Raw genomic sequence first — 16,489 nt, 5'->3', positions numbered from 1 at the left:
ATCATGCCCCGTCGGACCGGCGTGAGTGGGGGCCTGTTGCGGCTGGTTTCCCTGCTCGTCGCGGGGTTGTGTCTGGTCGCGGCGGCGGGATGTTCGACGGGGTCGGACGCCGTGGCGAACGGCGGCACCTTCGAATTCGTCTCGCCGGGTGGGCAGACCGATATCTACTACAACCCACCCGATTCGCGCGGCACCATCGGGAACCTGTCCGGGCCGGAGGTGATGTCGGACGAGACCGTTTCGGTGGACGATTTCCCCGGCCAGGTGGTCGTGTTGAATCTGTGGGGTCAGTGGTGCGGCCCGTGCCGGGCCGAGGTGCCCGCGCTGGAACAGGTTTACGAGCGGACCAAGGATCTGGGGGTGGCATTCCTCGGGATCAACGTCCGCGATTTCAATCGGGACAAAGCACGTGATTTCGTCACCGACAACCAGGTCGGTTATCCGTCGATCTACGACCCGTCGATGCGCAGTCTGCTCGCGCTCGGCGGGAACTTCCCGACGACGGTTATTCCCACCACATTGGTGCTCGATCGGGATCATCGGGTGGCGGCGATCTTCCTGCGCGCGCTGCTCGCCGAGGATCTATTGCCGGTGGTGCAGCGCATCGCCGCGGAGGGAGTGTCATGAGAAGCCTGCGGTCTCGTGGGGTGCGGCGGTACGGGGCGACCCGGCCGCCGCGTGGAGTACGTGCCGAGGTATTGGTCCGGTCGACGCTCGGGTCATGGGCGCTGCAACCGGCCGTCACACCCGGTGGTGATCGCCGGGTGTCGAACTCGCGGCCGTCGGGTACCCGCCCGACCGACCGGAGCACCCGCCCGACCGAGGAGCGGTCCGCGGCCGGCGATCGGGACGCGGAGCGTAGATCGCCGTGATCGTGGCGGCCGGGATGGGGGAATCGTTCCAGCAGACGGCCTCGTCGGGGCCGCTGCTGTTGGCGCTGGGCGCGTGCCTGCTGGCGGGGCTGGTGTCGTTCGCCTCACCGTGTGTGGTGCCGCTGGTGCCCGGTTACCTGTCCTATTTGGCCGGGTTGGTGGGCGCGCAGACGCCGCCGGTGACGGTGGCCGAGGCCGAGGAGGCGCGGGGCCGCGCCGGCACCCTCGTCACCGAGGCCGAACCGAGGGGCGGGGGCGGCCGGCTTCGGGTTGCGGGGGCGGCCGGACTGTTCGTCGCCGGTTTCACCGTGGTATTCGTGCTCGCCACCGCCACGGTCTTCGGCGTGATCCAGACGCTCAACATGAACCGGGAACTGCTGCAGCGGCTGGGCGGTGTGGTGACCGTCGTGATGGGCCTGGCGTTTCTCGGGTTGATCCCCGCGCTGCAGCGCGATACGAGGATGGAGCCGCGGCGGCTGACCGGCATAGTGGGCGCACCGCTGCTCGGTGGGGTGTTCGCGCTCGGCTGGACCCCGTGCCTCGGACCGACACTGTCCGGGGTGATGGCGGTGGCCGCGGGGACCGACGGCACCACCGCGGTCCGCGGCGTGGTGCTGATCGTCGCCTACTGTCTCGGGCTCGGGCTGCCGTTCATGGTGCTGGCGTTCGGTTCGGCGACCGCGCTGCGCGGTGTGGGCTGGCTGCGGCGCAATAGTCGAAATATCCAGGTGTTCGGTGGAATCCTGCTGGTCGCGGTGGGGATCGCCCTTGTCACCGGAGCCTGGGACCAGTTCGTCGCCTGGGTGCGCGACGTGTTCGTCGCCGAGGTGACCCTGCCGATATGACCGTGATGACTCCGGAGGCGCCGGCCGTTCGACCACCCCGCCAGTCCCCACCACGCCGCGTGTGGGCCGTGGTGCGCAACGGTTGGCGCGGTCTCACCAGTATGCGGACCGCGCTGGTGTTGCTGTTCCTGCTGGCATTGGCCGCCATTCCCGGCGCGCTGTTGCCGCAGCGGAGCCTGAACGAGCAGAAGGTTGCCGACTATATCGCCGACCGGCCGGTGCTCGGCCTGTGGATGGACCGGTTCGAACTGTTCGATGTCTTCGGCAGTTTCTGGTTCACCGCCATCTATGTGTTGTTGTTCATCTCGCTGGTCGGTTGCATTCTGCCGCGAGCGGTGGACCACTATCGGGCGCTGCGCACCCCTCCGGTGCGGGTACCGCGCAATCTGTCCCGGCTGCCGCACCACTACGCCGGTACGGCGGAGGGCACACCGGAGGAGGTGATCGAGCGGGCCCGCGCGCGGTTGCGCGGTTGGCGGACCGAGGTGCGGACCGGTGCGGGAGAAGCCGAGCTCACCCTCTCGGCCGAGAAGGGCTATATCCGCGAGTTCGGCAATCTGGTCTTCCATCTGGCGTTGGTCGGTCTGTTGGTGGCGGTCGCCGTGGGCAAGCTGTTCGGCTATGAGGGCAGCGTGATCGTCGTCGCCGACGACGGTCCCGGTTTCTGTACCACCTCGCCCGCGGTCTTCGATTCCTTCCGCGCCGGCAACGTCAATGACGGCACCGGCATCACCCCCCTCTGCGTGCGGGTGAAGAATTTCCGGGCCGACTATCTGGACAACGGCCAGGCCGAGATGTTCACCTCCGAGATCGCCTATCAAGCGGGCGCGGATCTGGAGGCGAACACCTGGCGCGACACCACCGTCCGGGTGAACCACCCACTGCGCGTCGGCGGTGATCGCGTCTATCTGCAGGGGCACGGTTACGCCCCCACGTTCACCGTCACCTTCCCCGACGGCCAGAGGCGCACCGAGACGGTCCAGTGGCAGCCGTCGGATATGACGACCTTCCTGTCCAGCGGGGTGTTGCGGGTAGATCCGCCGGGCGGGCTGTATCCGAACGACACGGAGCGGCGTAAGAACCAGATCGCCATCGAGGGTCTGTTCGCGCCGACCGCGAGCTTCCACGGTTCGCTGCTCACCTCGGTGTACCCGGCGATGACGGATCCGGCCGTGGCCGTCGACGTCTACCGGGGCGATACCGGCCTCGACACGGGGCGTCCGCAGTCGTTGTTCGCCTTGGACCAGGAGTTGGTCCGGCAGGGGCGACTGACGAAGGAGGCCAGGGTCAACCTGCGTCCGGGTGAGTCGACGACCCTGCCCAACGGTACGAAGGTGAGCTTCGACGGCGCCCGGGAGTTCGTGAACCTGCAGGTTTCCCATGATCCGGCGCAGCAGTGGGTGCTGGTGAGCGCGCTGACCATGATGGGCGGCCTGCTGGTGTCGCTGTTGGTGGCTCGGCGCCGGGTGTGGCTCCGGGTGGTCCCGGAGGGTACCGTTGACCAACGACGTGTTGTAGTAGAGATGGGCGGGCTGGCCCGCACCGATCAGGCCGGCTGGGTCGGCGAGTTCGACCGCCTCCGTCATCGGTTGTTGGACGCGTCGGGCCCTACGAGTACAGGAGATGACGATGCCGATCGATGAGACCCTCGCCGGCTACAGTGACCTCGCCTTCAAAACGGCGATCGTCGTGTACGCGCTGGTGCTGGTGCTGTCGATCGCGCAGTACGCCTCCGCGCGTGTCCGCCACGTCGGTGAACGCGAGCTCGTGCTCGCCGGCGGCGGAACGGAGAAACCTGTCGCGCCGGCTGCCGGGGTTCCCGGCAAGGTCAGCGAGGCGCCGCGGCTTCCACTGTCCGAACGAGTGGGCAATATGGCCTTCTCGGTGCTGTTCGTGGCCATTGCCGTGCATGTGCTGTCGATCGTGCTGCGCGGTTTCGCGACCGGTCGGTTCCCGCTCGGCAATATGTACGAATTCGTCACCATGGCCTGTGCGGCCGCGGTGGTGGCCGGCCTGGTGTTCATGCGGGACCGGCGTTACCGGTCCATGTGGGTCTTCCTGTTGGTGCCGGTCCTGGTTCTGCTGTTCCTGGCGGGCACCGTGCTCTACGCCGACGCCGCGCCGGTGGTACCCGCGCTGCGGTCGTTCTGGCTGCCGCTGCATGTGACGATCGTCAGCGTGGGCAGCGGGGTGGCCCTGGTCTCCGGGGTGGCCAGCCTGTTGTTCCTGTATCGGCTGCGCCGGCCCACCGGGGCGGAGTCGGGCGATATCCTCGGCGCCATCGCCGCTCGGCTACCCGATGCCCGCACCCTGGACCGGCTCGCCTATCGCACCACCATTGTGGGATTCCCCTTGTTCGGTGCGGGTGTCATCCTGGGTGCGATCTGGGCCGAGGCCGCTTGGGGGCGGTTCTGGGGCTGGGATCCCAAGGAGACCTGTTCGTTCATCGCCTGGGTGCTCTACGCCGCCTATCTACACGCCCGCGCGACATCGGGCTGGCGGGACACCAAGGCGGCCTGGATCAACGTCGCCGCCTTCGTGGCCATGCTGTTCAACCTTTTCATCATCAATTTGGTCGTCTCTGGGCTACACTCCTATGCCGGGCTGAACTGAAATCGGGCCGTGTGCATCAACACGGCATCGGTTGGGTACCGGCCCATCCGTGTTGAACATCACAGCACTCTGCGCGTGCTACGTATTAGCGCGCCTGTGTCCTCTCATGGCACGGCCGTATCGGCCGTGGCGATATCCGAGGAGATCAGCAGTGGTGGATTCGGAGAATGTCACCGAGAGCATCGGTGAATATATGCGCGGTATACCCGGGGCTACCCGGGTGGTCTTCACCCACGGAATGGGGCACGGTTCGTTGTTCCGGTTGATCCGGGCGGCGATCGGGCTGTCCGCGGAGTCCCAGGAGCGGTTGGCCAGATTCGCCGACGAACTACGTCTGGCCGAGGGGCTGCCCGAGCGTAGTGCGTTCGACTGAGCCGTGATGGGCACGGATATATCCGCCGGCCGGATGGCGGCCGGCGGATATATTGTTTCGCGATTTCGTGACGGTTCGGTTCTCGGTGGGAACCGGGACGGCTCAGTGCTCGGCGGAACCCGGCTCACCATCGCGATGCTGCGGGCGGGAAATACGCCAGAGGAACTCGGGGTCGTCGTCCGGGCCGAGGATCCGGTTACGGGTCGGTCGGGGCGTGGTCTTCCGCTCGGGGCCGAACGCCTTCCAGCACAGCACCGCGATCGTCACCACCGCGATGAGTGCCAACAGGTACGTCACGTTGCTCACCTCCTGTATCGAGGGTAGCTCCGGGACCGTCCGGCCACATCTCAGCGGGGGCTCGCCTCGGTGGTGAGCGATTCGAGCAGCCGCATGACCTCCGATTCCCGGAACCGGCGGTGGCCGCCCGGGGTGCGCAGCGATCCGAGGCGACCGGCATGGGCCCACCGGGTGACGGTCTTCGGATCGACGTGGAACAGGGCAGCGACCTGGCCCGGCGTCAACAAGGTGTCCTGGGCGCCGACGGTGCTCGCGGTCATGGCAAACCTCTCCGTTTCGACACAATCCCTAATAGGTGTCGACATAGTTGCACTCATCACCCCGGGTACTCGAACCATCTAATTTTGGTAAAGGGGAGGTAATAGACAATTCGGATATTCGCCCCACTGTGGCGGCGCACCGCCACCCGCCGGCCGTTCGGGAGCGAGTCCTAAGCTTGATGGCGTGAGTGACGACGCAACCCGCCCCGAGGACGCCGCAGCCGCTCCGAGGCCCGGCGCGCCGGTGGGACGGCGGCTGGCCCGCAACCTGGCGCTCTACACCCTGGCCCGACTGGTCCTGGTCGTGGTCGTCACCGCGGTGATCGTGCTGGTGGCTCGGCTGGTCTCGGTGCAGGTGCCGCTGGTGGTGGCGATACTCTTCGCGATCATCATCGCCATGCCGCTGTCGCTCGTCCTGTTCAAGGGGCTGCGGGGGCGGGTCAACGAGGACATCGCAGCCGTCGACGAACGCCGGCGGCGCGACAAGGCGCAGTTGCGCGCCCGATTGCGCGGGGATGTCGACGATCCCGGCGCGTCGGACGGTGACGCGTGAAGTCCTGCGACCACAGCACTTCTCGGGACTGGGTCGACAATGCGGTACGGCTCATCGACGCCGATGCCCAACGCAGTGCCGATACGCATCTGCTGCGCTATCCGCTGCCCGTCGAGTGGAATGTCCAGCTCTATCTCAAGGATGAGTCCACTCATATCACCGGCAGCCTGAAACATCGGCTGGCGCGGTCGCTGTTCTTGTACGCACTGTGCAATGGCCAGATCACCGCGAATACCACCGTGGTGGAGGCCTCGTCGGGGTCCACCGCCGTCAGTGAGGCGTATTTCGCCAAACTGCTCGGGCTCGAATTCGTGGCGGTGGTGCCGGCGAAGACCTCGCCGCAGAAGGTCGCCCTGATCGAGGCGCAGGGCGGGCGGTGCCATTTCGTGCAGCGCGCGCCGGATATGTACCCCGAAGCGGCACGACTGGCGGCCGAATGCGGCGGACACTATCTGGACCAGTTCACCAATGCCGAACGCGCTACCGACTGGCGCGGCAACAACAATATCGCCGAGTCGATCTTCGACCAGATGGCGCTGGAGACACATCCGGTGCCGGAGTGGATCGTGGTCGGCGCCGGCACCGGCGGGACCAGTGCCACCATCGGCCGCTATATCCGCTACCGTCGGCACGCGACCCGGCTGGCGGTGGTCGACCCGGAGAATTCCGCGTTCTATGGCGGCTACGAGACCCGCTGCGCCGATTACTCGACCGGGATGCCGTCGCGGATCGAAGGTATCGGGCGACCCCGGGTGGAGCCGTCGTTCGTTCCGGAGGTGGTCGACCGGATGTTCGAGGTTCCGGATGCGGCGTCCATCGCCGCCGCCCGGCACGCGAGCGCGGTACTCGGCCGTCGGGTCGGCGGTTCGACCGGTACGAATCTGTGGGGTGCCTTCGCGCTGATCGCGGAGATGATCGCCGAGGGCCGCAGCGGCAGTGTGGTCACGCTGCTCTGTGACGGTGGCGATCGGTACGCGGGGACCTATTACGACGACGACTGGGTCGCCGCGCAGGAACTCGATCTCGGTGCGCCCACGCAAACCCTGGAGTATTTCCACGCCACGGGGAGCTGGCGCGACTGATCCCCCTGTACCGTCCGGCTCCAGCGGGCATGGACGGTTCGCTTCTCCGGCCGTACGTGGCACGAATGACTGTTCGCCACACCGTTGATGTCAATTTTTGTTGACATGCGGACGGATCGTCAATCAAAATTGACATATGACGGAAGCAACGACACTGGCCGCGGCGGCCGGCAGTCCGGACCCCGCGGTGGGGTTACGGGCGGTACTGGCATTGCGGCGATTGCTCGAACGGCTCGAAGCCATCCAGGTGGCCAATGCCCGCGAACAGGGCTGGTCCTGGCAGGCGATCGCGGACGCGCTCGAGGTCAGCAAGCAGGCGGTCCATCAGAAGTACAACCGGAGAGGTAGGGCTCGGTAGATGTTCGAGAGATTCACTCGGGACGCGAAGACGGTCGTCGTCCTGGCCCAGGAAGACGCTCGGGAATTGCGATCCCCGGATATTCGGGTGGAGCATCTGCTGCTCGGACTGCTCTCGCACGGTGGCGCGGAATTGGCGACACTACTGGCCGAGGCGGGTCTGACGCTCGACGGGGTGCGGAGAGACCTGGCCGACAAGAGCAAAGGCGAGCCGTTGGGCCCCGAGGACGCCGAGGCCCTGCGGGCCATCGGAATAGACCTCGACGCCGTGCGGGAGAGTCTGGCGGAAAGTTTCGGCGCCGACGCGCTCGACCGAGCCCTGCCGCCGGAGCCGCGCGGACTGTTCGGCTTCGGCCGGGGAACGGGGTATCGCCATATCCCGTTCAGCAAGGAATCCAAGAAGGTATTGGAACTATCGCTGCGCGAGGCGGTGGCGCGGCGGGAAAAGGCCATCGAATCCGCGCATATCCTGCTCGGGATCCTGCGGGCACCCAACCCGGCCACCGCCGAACTGCTCGGCGGCGACGAAGGAATCGCGCGTCTGCGCGGGCAGGTGCACGCGCTGCTCGACCGGGCGGCGTGAGGGCGTCTCGGCGGTTGACCGGCGGGTGTCGATACTCCCGACATAGCATGGCTGCATGCAGCTTGTGCTTCGGTTGATCAGCACCGCGTTCGCCATCTGGTTGGCCTCGGTGTGGGTCGACAAGATCGAGATCGTCTCCCCGGAGGAACAGGGCACCGGCGCCAAAATCGTTGTCCTACTGGCGGTAGCGGTGGTCTTCACCGTGGTCAACGCCTTTGTCAAACCACTGGTGAAACTGCTCTCGCTGCCGCTGGTGGTGTTGACGCTCGGCCTGTTCCTGTTGGTGATCAACGCGCTCATGCTCTGGCTGACGGCCTGGATCACCGAGGCCACCGACTACGGTCTGCGGATCGATGGATTCTGGGCGGCCTTCATCGGCGCGATCATCATCACGGTCGTGAACTGGGTGCTCGGAATCCTGGTGCCGGACAACGACTGACCTGTTCGCTCCGCGGTCGCAGGCCTCAGCCCAGGCCGAGGGCGAGCGCCGTGGCCGCCGACCACACCAGCAGCGCGAGTCCCGAATCGCGCAGGGCGGGAATGAGCTCCGGTCCGTGGCCTTCGCCGCGAACCGGAGCGTTCGCCCGCAGCGCGAGCGGAAGCGCCAGCAGGCCGACCAGGGCCCACGGGGTCCGCGTGACGAGCAGCAGCGTTGCCGCGAAAGGGATCGCCAACAACACCAGATGCAGGGTGCGGGTTCGCGGGTCGCCGAGCCGCACCGCCAGCGTCGTCTTCCCCGATACGGTGTCGGTGGGAATATCCCGCAGGTTGTTGGCGACCAGGACCGCGCTGGAGAACGATCCGACGGCGACCGCGCACACCACGCCGACCCAGTCGATCCGTTCCGCCTGGACGAACTGGGTGCCCAGGACGGCTATGAGGCCGAAGAAGACGAAAACGGCCACTTCTCCGAAACCGCGGTAGCCGTACGGTGTGCTACCGCCGGTATAGAACCAGGCCCCGGCCAGGCAGACCGCGCCCACCGGCAGCAGCCACCACGCCGATACCACGGCGAGCACCAGGCCGAAAATCGCGCCCATGACGAGGCTGCCGACGGCGGCCGCGCGTACGGCCGCGGGCGAGGCCAGGCCCGAACCCACCAGTCGCAGCGGACCGACCCGTTCGTCGTCGGTGCCGCGGATACCGTCGGAGTAGTCGTTGGCATAGTTCACCCCGACGATCAGTGCCAGCGAGACCACAAGCGCCAGAACGGCTTTCCACCAGACTGCGGCGTCGAGAGCGGCCGCGGCGCCGGTGCCGGCGAGAACCGGGGCGATGGCGTTCGGCAGAGTGCGGGGCCGGGCACCCTCGATCCATTGTGCAGCGGTAGCCATTCCCGCAGCCTAATCCGCCGAGCCGGACCGAGCGATTCAGGACGGGGCGGCCTCGGCGGCGGCTCTCATCCGCGCAAGCCCCTTCTCGAAATCCCTACCGAGCAGCCGGTCCATCGGGAAGAACCGTCCGAGCAGCCCCATAAACCAGGTCTGCGTACCGGTCATCCGCCAGACCACCTTGGTACCCTCCGGCGCGGGGAGCAGCGAGAAGACGGCGGTATTGGTGGCCCGCCACGGTTTCTCGAACGACATCCGGACCCGGATCTCCCGCTCGGAGCTGTCGGTGATCTCCATGGTGCCGGCGCCCGCCTTGCGGTTGCCCTCCCATGCGTAGCGCGCGCCGGGTCCCGTATCGGGTCCGCTGTACATACGGCGCAGTTGGGGGTCGAGATCCTCCCAGGGCGACCACTGCTTCCACTCGCGGAAGTTATCGATCAGACCGTGCACGCGGGCCGGTTCGGCTGCTATGACGGTCTGACGTACCACCTCGAATTCGGCCATTGCGACAATGTAAGCGACCAATCGGTCGGATGAAATGTAATCGACGCCGAGCCGCCGTGTTCCCTCGTCCGCATTCCCCTGTGTCGGGCCGCTGACCCGCCGCCCACGGGCCGGGGAGGGCGATGGTGGATCCGAGCGACGCGGGAGCCTTGACACGACCTCTGTGATCCACCTCGCAACAGGGTGAATTCCCGGTTCGAGCCTACTTGCCCGATCGCCCGGAGCGGAGCATGCTCGAAACGTTGGACTGTTTTCCCCAATCCGGGTACCCCCGGAGAAGCAACGCGGAGAGGAGCCCACAATGACCGAGCGCAACACCCCCCGCCCCACGGACTACCGTGTCGCCGACGCGGTGCCCGAAGCGGATCTCGCCGAGCAGTCCGTCCCGGCCTACCCGGACGACACGCCGTACTCCGATACCGACTCCCGCGTGTACCCCGAGGATTTCCCCACACCCGATGAGACGGCACCGATCCCCGAGCCTCGCGACGACTGGGACGCCGACCCGGCCGATGTCGCCGAACAGTCCATCCCCGTTTCGCTCGTGGACGACTACGACGGCGCCTACGCCGACGAGGAGCCGTAACGGCGGCCTCGGGGTCGCCAGGAGCCGCGACCGGTTTCCGCGGCGGGTACGAGATCCGGCACGGGTATCGTCGCCAGGCCGATCTCGGCCCGCACCGTGGCATGCAGTTCGCGCAACCCCGCGCGATCGGTGATCACCTCCAGCACCCGGATCCCGGACGCGTGATCGGCGAGTTCCGCGGCGAGTTCGCGCGTGCTGACCTGCCGATGCGGAATGCGGTAGGCCGCGCACAGCGCCGCCAGGTCCATACCGTGCGGTGTGCCGAATACCCGCTCGAACACGCCCGCGTACTGCGGGTCCCCCTGTTCGAGCAATTCGAAGATGCCACCGCCGTCGTCGTTGGCGACGACGATGGTCAGATCGGCCGGCCGTGGCTCGCCACGCCCGATCAGCAGTCCCGACGCGTCGTGCAGAAAGGTGAGGTCGCCGATCAGCGCGATGGTACGGCCGGGATGGTGCAGCGCCGCGCCCACCGCGGTGGACACGGTCCCGTCGATACCGGCGACGCCGCGGTTGGACAGGACACGGACACCTGGCCGCGAATGGGAGACCAGGGCGGCGTCGCGGACCGGGTTCGAGGCGCCGAGCAGCAGCTGATCGCCTTCGCGCAGGGAGTCCATCACCACGGCGGCCACATGCAGCCCGGTGGGTTTGGGATGCCGGGCGAGTTCGACGCGGACGACTTCGCGGGCCCGGGCGTCGAGGTCCCGGCAGCGGCTCAGCCACGCCGGATCGGGGCGCCCGACGATGACCGCGCGGGTGCCGGTGCCGACCACATTGCCCGACACGTCCGGCCAGCGCGGCCCGGTGGTCAACGCGTACACCGTGACGTCCGGATCGGCCAGCACCTTCGACACCTGGCGGTGCAGGGTGGGCCGGCCGGTGATGATGGCCTGCCGCGGCCGCAGCAGCGGCAGGGCCAGCGGATGCAGGACCGGACCGTGCATGGGCGCGGTCGGTTCGGCAACCGTGGGTAGTTCGGACAGTTCCGGACGCAGCCCGGCACCGTGTCCGGAGATGACGACCGTATCGGGGGTGAGATCGATCTCGAGGGGAACGTCGAGGGTGGCGTACTGGGTCTGGGTCCAGGGACGTTCGTCGGCGCGCCCCGCCGGAGTGACCGCTTCGGGCTCGGCGTTGGGGACCAGCGGTTCACGCAGCGGGATGTCGAAGTGCACCGGCCCGGCATTGCCGGAACGGGTGCCGCGGGCCGCGGCCAGCACCCGGCACACCGCCGACCGCCAGACACTGTTCTGACAGGTGTAATCGCCCCGGTCCCCGCCGGGTTCGGTTTCGGCCAGCCCGAGGCTTATGGTGGTGCGCACCTGGCTGCCGAACAGGCCGAGCTGTTCCACCGTCTGGTTGGCGCCGGTGCCGAGCATTTCATAGGGCCGGTTGGCGCTGAGCACGATGAGCGGCACCCGAGCGTAATTGGCCTCGAGAACGGCCGGTCCGAGGTTGGCGACCGCGGTCCCCGAGGTCATCACCACCGGCACGGGGGCGCCGGAGGCGACGGCGAGACCCACCGCGAGAAAACCGGCGGTCCGTTCGTCGATGCGCATATGCAGTCGTAACCGGCCGACGGCATCGGCGGCCTGCAGGGCGAACGCCAGCGGGGCATTGCGCGAGCCGGGGCACAGGACCACATCCCGCACACCACCGCGGACGAGTTCGTCGACGACGACCCGCGCCTGTGCTGTTGACGGATTCACGATCCCAGCCTCTCAGACGGCGGCCCCCCATGTCTGCGTCGACCTGCTCACAGATCTCCGTGTCCCCCGCACGCGACCACACTGTGCGGGGGCCGGTAGACAGGATTGGGCCTCGTCACCTCCCCGACCCGTCGAAGGGCCGAGTCCTACGAGGCCCGTTCGCGGCCCGGCTCGTGTTTCCATGCCCCGCAGCGTCGCGCCGAAGGCGCAAGTCGCGGGGTACGGAAACACGAGCCACAAGGGGGCCGCGAACACGCCGCGCCGAAGGCGCGGCAAGTCCTACGCAGCGTGGCGCTGGACCAGGTCGCCGACGCGGGGAAGGGCCTCGATCACGTTCTTCTTGGCCGAGGAACGCAGTGACGAGTACACCTTCTGGACGGCCGGACGCGAGGACGCCTCGGCGCGTGCGTCGGTCACCTTCAGCAGGGCCTCGGCGACCTCGTCGCCCTTGGCGACCAGTACGTCGGCGAAGCTGCCCGAGCCGGCGGCCTGGTATTCCTGCCAGTAGGGCTCCAGCTGCTCCAGCAGCTTGGGGGCCAGCGAGGCCAGGGCGTCGGGGATGATGGACGGGCTGATCTTCTTGACGGCCGCGTACCCACCCTTCACGGCCAGGCCGGACGCACCGCCTTTATCGGAGACCTCGGCGTCCAGGACCTGGACGGCGTCGGCGAGGAAGGCCGGGCGCTTGGCCTCGTCGAGCAGGGATTCGGACAGTGCAGCAACCAATTTCAGGATCCTCCGGATCTGTTCTCGATAGATGGGCACCGCAACTATACGCAGCGCGCCGCCCATAATCGGTTATGGCTGCCAGGGGAGCAACTCCACCATCAGAGCTTCGCAATCGGCGAGCACCGTGCCCTGCGCGTCGGTCAGCTCGGCGCTGATGAAAGTTTTGCGTCCTTCGACCCGTTCCACCCGCCCACGGACCGACAGTTGGGTCTGCAGCGGGGTGACCTTGCGGTAGTTCACGTGCAGGAACGCGGTGCGGCTGATGGGACGGCCGGCGAAGTGGACGATCAGGCCCATCAGATCGTCGAACAGCAGCGGGATCACCCCGCCGTGCACGGCGGCATTGCCGCCCAAGTGGTAGCGGCGGAATTCGCCCGTCATCGCGATACCGTCGGGGCCGGCCTCGACCACGGTCCAGGGCAGCATCAGCAGACTGCCGCGGCCGGGCAGGTCCATGACACGTCCGGCGGGTCCCTGAGCTTCCGGCGCACGGTAGGGCTCGAGCAGTTCGACGAGCTGCCGGGCCTGGGCGAGTGCGGCGGTATAGACCTCGTCGGGGGCGTCGACGGAGACGGCGAGATCCTGCAGCGTACGCATGGCCTCGACGAATTCGCCGAACTCCGGGCCGACCCGCGCCGGGGTGACCTTGGGGAAGCCACCGTGGCGTTCGTACCGATCCGAGTCAATCGCGCTGTCGTCGATGGTCGGTTTCAGCCGCTCGCTCATTAATGCACCGTATCCCGTACTTTTACGCCGTCAAGCCACCGCGCGGAAATGTGGTGAATTCGACTTTCCCACAAGCGGCTGCCGCGTGCGGGTGAGGTCTCCGTCCGCCCGCCCACCACCAGGGGGCAGATAATCGAGGATGTGACCTTCAATCCGAAGCTGTGGCGGCCCGTACCGGGATTCGAGAACCTGACCGACATCACCTACCACCGGCATACCGAGCAGGGCACCGTCCGGATCGCCTTCGACCGACCGGAGGTGCGCAATGCCTTCCGGCCGCATACGGTCGACGAGCTCTACTCGGCGCTCGACCATGCCCGGATGACCCCGGACGTCGGGGCGGTACTGCTCACCGGCAACGGTCCCAGCCCCAAGGACGGCGGATGGGCTTTCTGCTCCGGTGGAGACCAGCGCATCCGCGGGCGCACCGGCTACCAGTACGCCGGCGGCGAAACCGCCGACACCGTCGACGCGGCACGCGCCGGGCGGCTGCACATCCTGGAGGTGCAGCGGCTCATCCGGTTCATGCCGAAGGTGGTGATCGCACTGGTCAACGGCTGGGCCGCGGGCGGCGGGCACAGTCTGCACGTGGTCTGCGATCTGACGCTGGCCAGTCGCGAACACGCCCGGTTCAAGCAGACCGACGCCGACGTCGGCAGTTTCGACGGCGGCTATGGCAGCGCCTACCTCGCCAAGATGGTGGGGCAGAAATTCGCCCGCGAGATCTTCTTCCTCGGGCGCGCCTATACCGCCGAGGAGATGCACCGGATGGGCGCGGTGAACGCGGTGGTGGACCACGCGGAACTCGAGGACGTCGCGTTGGAATGGTCGGCGGCTGTCAACGGCAAATCGCCACAGGCCCAGCGCATGCTCAAATACGCCTTCAACCTGACCGACGACGGGCTGGTCGGGCAGCAGCTGTTCGCGGGCGAAGCGACCCGGATGGCGTACATGACCGACGAGGCCATCGAAGGCCGCGACGCCTTCCTGGAGAAACGCGCACCCGACTGGACCCCCTACCCCTGGCACTTCTGAGCGGAGGCCGAATGGACATCCTCGGCAGCAGGATCATCCTGCGCCCCCGGGACTACGAGACCACCTTGGCGTTCTATCGGGACGCGCTGGGGCTGGCCATCGCCCGGGAGTATCCGGGCGGGACAGTGTTCTTCGCCGGTCAATCACTGATCGAAGTGGCCGGTTACGGTGATCCCGGGCAGGGCGGCCCCGGTTTCGCGGGAGCGATCTGGCTGCAGGTGCGCGATGTGTCCGACGCGGCCGCCGAATTGGCGCTCGCCGGTGTCGCGATCGAACGGGCACCGAGGCGGGAACTGTGGGGACTGATCGAGATGTGGTTGCGCGATCCGGACGGGGTACCGATCGTGCTGGTCGAGGTGCCGCCGGAACATCCATTGCGGCGGGACACCCGTGATTTCGGGTGAGGGCCTTGGCCGCGTTCGCCCTGTCGGAGCCGCGCTGTCCGCTGAGCGGACACGCCGGTCCGATCGAGTTGCCAACGGCGTGCGTGGCGGGCGACGATAGCGAATGGGGGATGGCCGCCCGATCGCCGATGCCCGGTGCGACCGTTTTCGTACCGTCCGACGAGTGAATCGCAGTCGCATGCTTGGCCCAGTTCATCCTGCTTTCTCCGCCCCGGCCCGCCCAGCCGGCCGCCCGACCCGTTCCGCGTGCGGCGTCGCGGGCATGACACGATCGCTGCCGTGAGCAGGACTTTGCGTACCCTCCCGATGCCGACCGGCACCGGGATCAGTGATGTACTGCCGCATCTGCGTCAGGTGCTGGAAGGTAGCGGTTCGGCGGCCTGGCTGCCGATCCCGACCGGCGACCGGCGCGAGGCCCGACGTCTCGGCGGTGCCCTCGCCCCCGGCGAACCCATCGATGACGATGTGGCCTTGGTGGTAACCACTTCCGGTACCACGGGGGTACCCAAGGGGGCCATGCTCACCGCCGAGGCGTTGCGGGCCAGCGGCACCGCCACCCATGAGCGGCTGGGTGGACCGGGCAGTTGGTTGTTGGCCCTGCCCACCCACCACATCGCGGGCATCCAGGTGTTGTTGCGGTCCATCCTGGCCGATACCGAGCCCACCGTCCTCGATGTCTCGGGCGGCTTCCTGCCGGAGGCGTTGGCCGGCGCGGTGGCGAGTATGCGCGGCTCACGCCGCTACACCTCGCTGGTGCCCACCCAGCTGATCAAGGCGCTGGAGGCCCCGACGGCCACGGCCGCCCTGGCCGACCTGGACGCCGTACTGGTCGGTGGTGCCGCGACACCGCTGTCGGTCTACGAACGCGCCAGGGCCGCGGGGATCAATGTGGTCCGCACCTACGGGATGAGCGAGACCTGTGGGGGTTGCGTGTACGACGGTATCCCGCTGACCGGGGTGAAAGTGCGGATCGAGGACGGTCGGATTCTGCTCGGCGGCGCGGTGTTGGCCTCCGGTTATCGGAATCTGCCCGAGCATCCGGCGTTCGCCGAGCCGGGCTGGTTCCGCACCGACGACGCGGGCACGTTCGACAACGGCGTGCTGCGGGTGACCGGCAGGCTGGACGAGGCGATCAGCACCGGGGGGCTGCTGGTGATGCCGCAGGTAGTGGAGGCGGTGCTGGCCACCCATCCGGCCGTGGGTGAAGCGGTGGTGCTGGGACTTCCGGACGAACGGCTGGGCCAGCGGGTCGCGGTCGTCGTGGTGCCCGCCCAGGGCGCCGCACCCACTCTGGAGGAGTTGCGCGACCACATCATCGCCGAACTCGATCCCGTCGCGGCCCCCCGGGAACTCGTGCTGGTCGAGGACCTGCCGCTGCTCGGACCGGGTAAACCCGACCGGGCCGAACTGCGCAAGCGTCTGCTGGCCGATTCGGCGTCCTGAGGCCGAGGCTCGCGGCCTGATCGTGGACACGGTCGTCCGGAACCTGTGTCTCGGTTCGGCCAACGTGAGAGCCCGGGAATCGGTATGGCCGGCGAGGGCATGACGGTGGGGCGCCGGCCGTGTCGAGCAGCCATCGCGCGTTGACCCACGCGAACGGGCATACCGGATCCACGTACAGGTCGAT

At 67.7% G+C, this 16,489-nt stretch carries 20 protein-coding genes and 1 pseudogene; 14 read left to right on the top strand and 7 right to left on the bottom strand.

The genetic code is table 11. From position 1 onward, the window contains the following. The first annotated feature begins 3 nt into the window (after positions 1-3). From ON20_RS23060 to ON20_RS23040, 5 genes are all read left to right on the top strand, one after another. Complete coding sequence (locus ON20_RS23060; RefSeq protein ID WP_083865153.1) at positions 4-627, top strand: TlpA family protein disulfide reductase; 624 nt, start codon at positions 4-6, stop codon at positions 625-627. 259 nt (positions 628-886) lie between these two features. After that, positions 887-1,717, top strand: coding sequence for a cytochrome c biogenesis CcdA family protein (locus tag ON20_RS23055; protein WP_040838533.1), 831 nt, complete (start codon positions 887-889; stop codon positions 1,715-1,717). Further along, complete coding sequence (resB, locus tag ON20_RS23050) at positions 1,714-3,360, top strand: cytochrome c biogenesis protein ResB (RefSeq protein ID WP_086009053.1); 1,647 nt, start codon at positions 1,714-1,716, stop codon at positions 3,358-3,360. Before ON20_RS23055 ends, resB begins: the two co-directional genes overlap by 4 nt. After that, positions 3,347-4,330, top strand: a complete 984-nt coding sequence (gene ccsB, locus ON20_RS23045) for a c-type cytochrome biogenesis protein CcsB (protein ID WP_040838529.1) — start codon at positions 3,347-3,349, stop codon at positions 4,328-4,330. Before resB ends, ccsB begins: the two co-directional genes overlap by 14 nt. A gap of 151 nt (positions 4,331-4,481) precedes the next feature. Then, complete coding sequence (locus tag ON20_RS23040) at positions 4,482-4,703, top strand: hypothetical protein (protein WP_040838520.1); 222 nt, start codon at positions 4,482-4,484, stop codon at positions 4,701-4,703. A 102-nt stretch (positions 4,704-4,805) separates the two neighbouring features. On the opposite strand, the gene ON20_RS23035 is transcribed toward ON20_RS23040, so the two are convergent. After that, the gene (locus ON20_RS23035; RefSeq protein WP_040838528.1) at positions 4,806-5,000 is read right to left on the bottom strand and encodes a hypothetical protein; all 195 of its coding nucleotides are present in this window, start codon (positions 4,998-5,000) and stop codon (positions 4,806-4,808) included. 50 nt (positions 5,001-5,050) lie between these two features. Further along, complete coding sequence (locus ON20_RS23030) at positions 5,051-5,260, bottom strand: BldC family transcriptional regulator (protein WP_040838518.1); 210 nt, start codon at positions 5,258-5,260, stop codon at positions 5,051-5,053. 184 nt (positions 5,261-5,444) lie between these two features. Between ON20_RS23030 and ON20_RS23025 the strand changes: the two genes are divergently transcribed. The 5 genes from ON20_RS23025 (at position 5,445) to ON20_RS23005 (ending at position 8,274) form a co-directional block, all read left to right on the top strand. Further along, positions 5,445-5,813, top strand: coding sequence for a DUF4229 domain-containing protein (locus ON20_RS23025; RefSeq protein WP_040838517.1), 369 nt, complete (start codon positions 5,445-5,447; stop codon positions 5,811-5,813). After that, entirely contained in the window at positions 5,810-6,895 is a 1,086-nt protein-coding gene (gene cds1 / locus ON20_RS23020) for an L-cysteine desulfhydrase Cds1 (RefSeq protein WP_040838516.1), read from the top strand. Before ON20_RS23025 ends, cds1 begins: the two co-directional genes overlap by 4 nt. A gap of 136 nt (positions 6,896-7,031) precedes the next feature. Beyond that, positions 7,032-7,253, top strand: a complete 222-nt coding sequence (locus ON20_RS23015) for a hypothetical protein (protein WP_040838515.1) — start codon at positions 7,032-7,034, stop codon at positions 7,251-7,253. After that, complete coding sequence (locus ON20_RS23010; protein WP_040838513.1) at positions 7,254-7,835, top strand: Clp protease N-terminal domain-containing protein; 582 nt, start codon at positions 7,254-7,256, stop codon at positions 7,833-7,835. Positions 7,836-7,890: 55 nt separating this feature from the next. Then, positions 7,891-8,274, top strand: a complete 384-nt coding sequence (locus tag ON20_RS23005) for a phage holin family protein (RefSeq protein WP_040838511.1) — start codon at positions 7,891-7,893, stop codon at positions 8,272-8,274. A 25-nt stretch (positions 8,275-8,299) separates the two neighbouring features. On the opposite strand, the gene ON20_RS23000 is transcribed toward ON20_RS23005, so the two are convergent. Next, complete coding sequence (locus tag ON20_RS23000) at positions 8,300-9,169, bottom strand: 1,4-dihydroxy-2-naphthoate polyprenyltransferase (protein ID WP_040838509.1); 870 nt, start codon at positions 9,167-9,169, stop codon at positions 8,300-8,302. A gap of 36 nt (positions 9,170-9,205) precedes the next feature. Then, entirely contained in the window at positions 9,206-9,670 is a 465-nt protein-coding gene (locus ON20_RS22995; protein WP_040838507.1) for an SRPBCC family protein, read from the bottom strand. Positions 9,671-9,971: 301 nt separating this feature from the next. Between ON20_RS22995 and ON20_RS22990 the strand changes: the two genes are divergently transcribed. After that, positions 9,972-10,256, top strand: coding sequence for an Rv3202a family protein (locus ON20_RS22990; protein WP_040838506.1), 285 nt, complete (start codon positions 9,972-9,974; stop codon positions 10,254-10,256). Positions 10,257-10,336: 80 nt separating this feature from the next. Here the strand turns inward: ON20_RS22990 and menD are convergent. The 3 genes and pseudogenes from menD to ON20_RS22975 form a co-directional block, all read right to left on the bottom strand. Beyond that, a pseudogene (gene menD, locus ON20_RS22985) lies at positions 10,337-11,968 on the bottom strand (2-succinyl-5-enolpyruvyl-6-hydroxy-3-cyclohexene-1-carboxylic-acid synthase); the annotation flags it as partial. A gap of 279 nt (positions 11,969-12,247) precedes the next feature. Continuing rightward, positions 12,248-12,694 (bottom strand): DUF6918 family protein, encoded by a 447-nt coding sequence (locus ON20_RS22980; protein ID WP_040838524.1) that lies wholly within the window; start codon positions 12,692-12,694, stop codon positions 12,248-12,250. Between the two features lie 72 nt (positions 12,695-12,766). Continuing rightward, positions 12,767-13,423, bottom strand: coding sequence for a PaaI family thioesterase (locus tag ON20_RS22975; protein ID WP_040838505.1), 657 nt, complete (start codon positions 13,421-13,423; stop codon positions 12,767-12,769). A 141-nt stretch (positions 13,424-13,564) separates the two neighbouring features. Between ON20_RS22975 and ON20_RS22970 the strand changes: the two genes are divergently transcribed. From ON20_RS22970 to menE, 3 genes are all read left to right on the top strand, one after another. Continuing rightward, entirely contained in the window at positions 13,565-14,458 is an 894-nt protein-coding gene (locus tag ON20_RS22970; RefSeq protein WP_040838504.1) for a 1,4-dihydroxy-2-naphthoyl-CoA synthase, read from the top strand. Between the two features lie 11 nt (positions 14,459-14,469). Then, the gene (locus ON20_RS22965; protein ID WP_040838503.1) at positions 14,470-14,862 is read left to right on the top strand and encodes a VOC family protein; all 393 of its coding nucleotides are present in this window, start codon (positions 14,470-14,472) and stop codon (positions 14,860-14,862) included. Between the two features lie 306 nt (positions 14,863-15,168). Beyond that, entirely contained in the window at positions 15,169-16,305 is a 1,137-nt protein-coding gene (gene menE, locus ON20_RS22960; RefSeq protein ID WP_040838501.1) for an o-succinylbenzoate--CoA ligase, read from the top strand. Positions 16,306-16,489: the final 184 nt, after the last annotated feature.

This window comes from Nocardia brevicatena NBRC 12119 (genome assembly GCF_000308495.1).
Taxonomy (GTDB): domain Bacteria; phylum Actinomycetota; class Actinomycetes; order Mycobacteriales; family Mycobacteriaceae; genus Nocardia; species Nocardia brevicatena.
Note: the sequence above shows the minus strand (reverse complement) of the source record. Positions and strands in the feature narration are given on the sequence as shown.

Bases quoted from the DNA above. Each gene is read 5' to 3' on its own strand.
- ON20_RS23060 (WP_083865153.1), top strand. From the start codon at position 4: ATGCCCCGTCGGACCGGCGTGAGTGGGGGCCTGTTGCGGCTGGTTTCC.
- ON20_RS23055 (WP_040838533.1), top strand. From the start codon at position 887: ATGGGGGAATCGTTCCAGCAGACGGCCTCGTCGGGGCCGCTGCTGTTG.
- resB (WP_086009053.1), top strand. From the start codon at position 1,714: ATGACCGTGATGACTCCGGAGGCGCCGGCCGTTCGACCACCCCGCCAG.
- ccsB (WP_040838529.1), top strand. From the start codon at position 3,347: ATGCCGATCGATGAGACCCTCGCCGGCTACAGTGACCTCGCCTTCAAA.
- ON20_RS23030 (WP_040838518.1), bottom strand. From the start codon at position 5,260: ATGACCGCGAGCACCGTCGGCGCCCAGGACACCTTGTTGACGCCGGGC.
- ON20_RS23015 (WP_040838515.1), top strand. From the start codon at position 7,032: ATGACGGAAGCAACGACACTGGCCGCGGCGGCCGGCAGTCCGGACCCC.
- ON20_RS23010 (WP_040838513.1), top strand. From the start codon at position 7,254: ATGTTCGAGAGATTCACTCGGGACGCGAAGACGGTCGTCGTCCTGGCC.
- ON20_RS23005 (WP_040838511.1), top strand. From the start codon at position 7,891: ATGCAGCTTGTGCTTCGGTTGATCAGCACCGCGTTCGCCATCTGGTTG.
- ON20_RS23000 (WP_040838509.1), bottom strand. From the start codon at position 9,169: ATGGCTACCGCTGCACAATGGATCGAGGGTGCCCGGCCCCGCACTCTG.
- ON20_RS22995 (WP_040838507.1), bottom strand. From the start codon at position 9,670: ATGGCCGAATTCGAGGTGGTACGTCAGACCGTCATAGCAGCCGAACCG.
- ON20_RS22990 (WP_040838506.1), top strand. From the start codon at position 9,972: ATGACCGAGCGCAACACCCCCCGCCCCACGGACTACCGTGTCGCCGAC.
- ON20_RS22975 (WP_040838505.1), bottom strand. From the start codon at position 13,423: ATGAGCGAGCGGCTGAAACCGACCATCGACGACAGCGCGATTGACTCG.
- ON20_RS22965 (WP_040838503.1), top strand. From the start codon at position 14,470: ATGGACATCCTCGGCAGCAGGATCATCCTGCGCCCCCGGGACTACGAG.
- menE (WP_040838501.1), top strand. From the start codon at position 15,169: ATGCCGACCGGCACCGGGATCAGTGATGTACTGCCGCATCTGCGTCAG.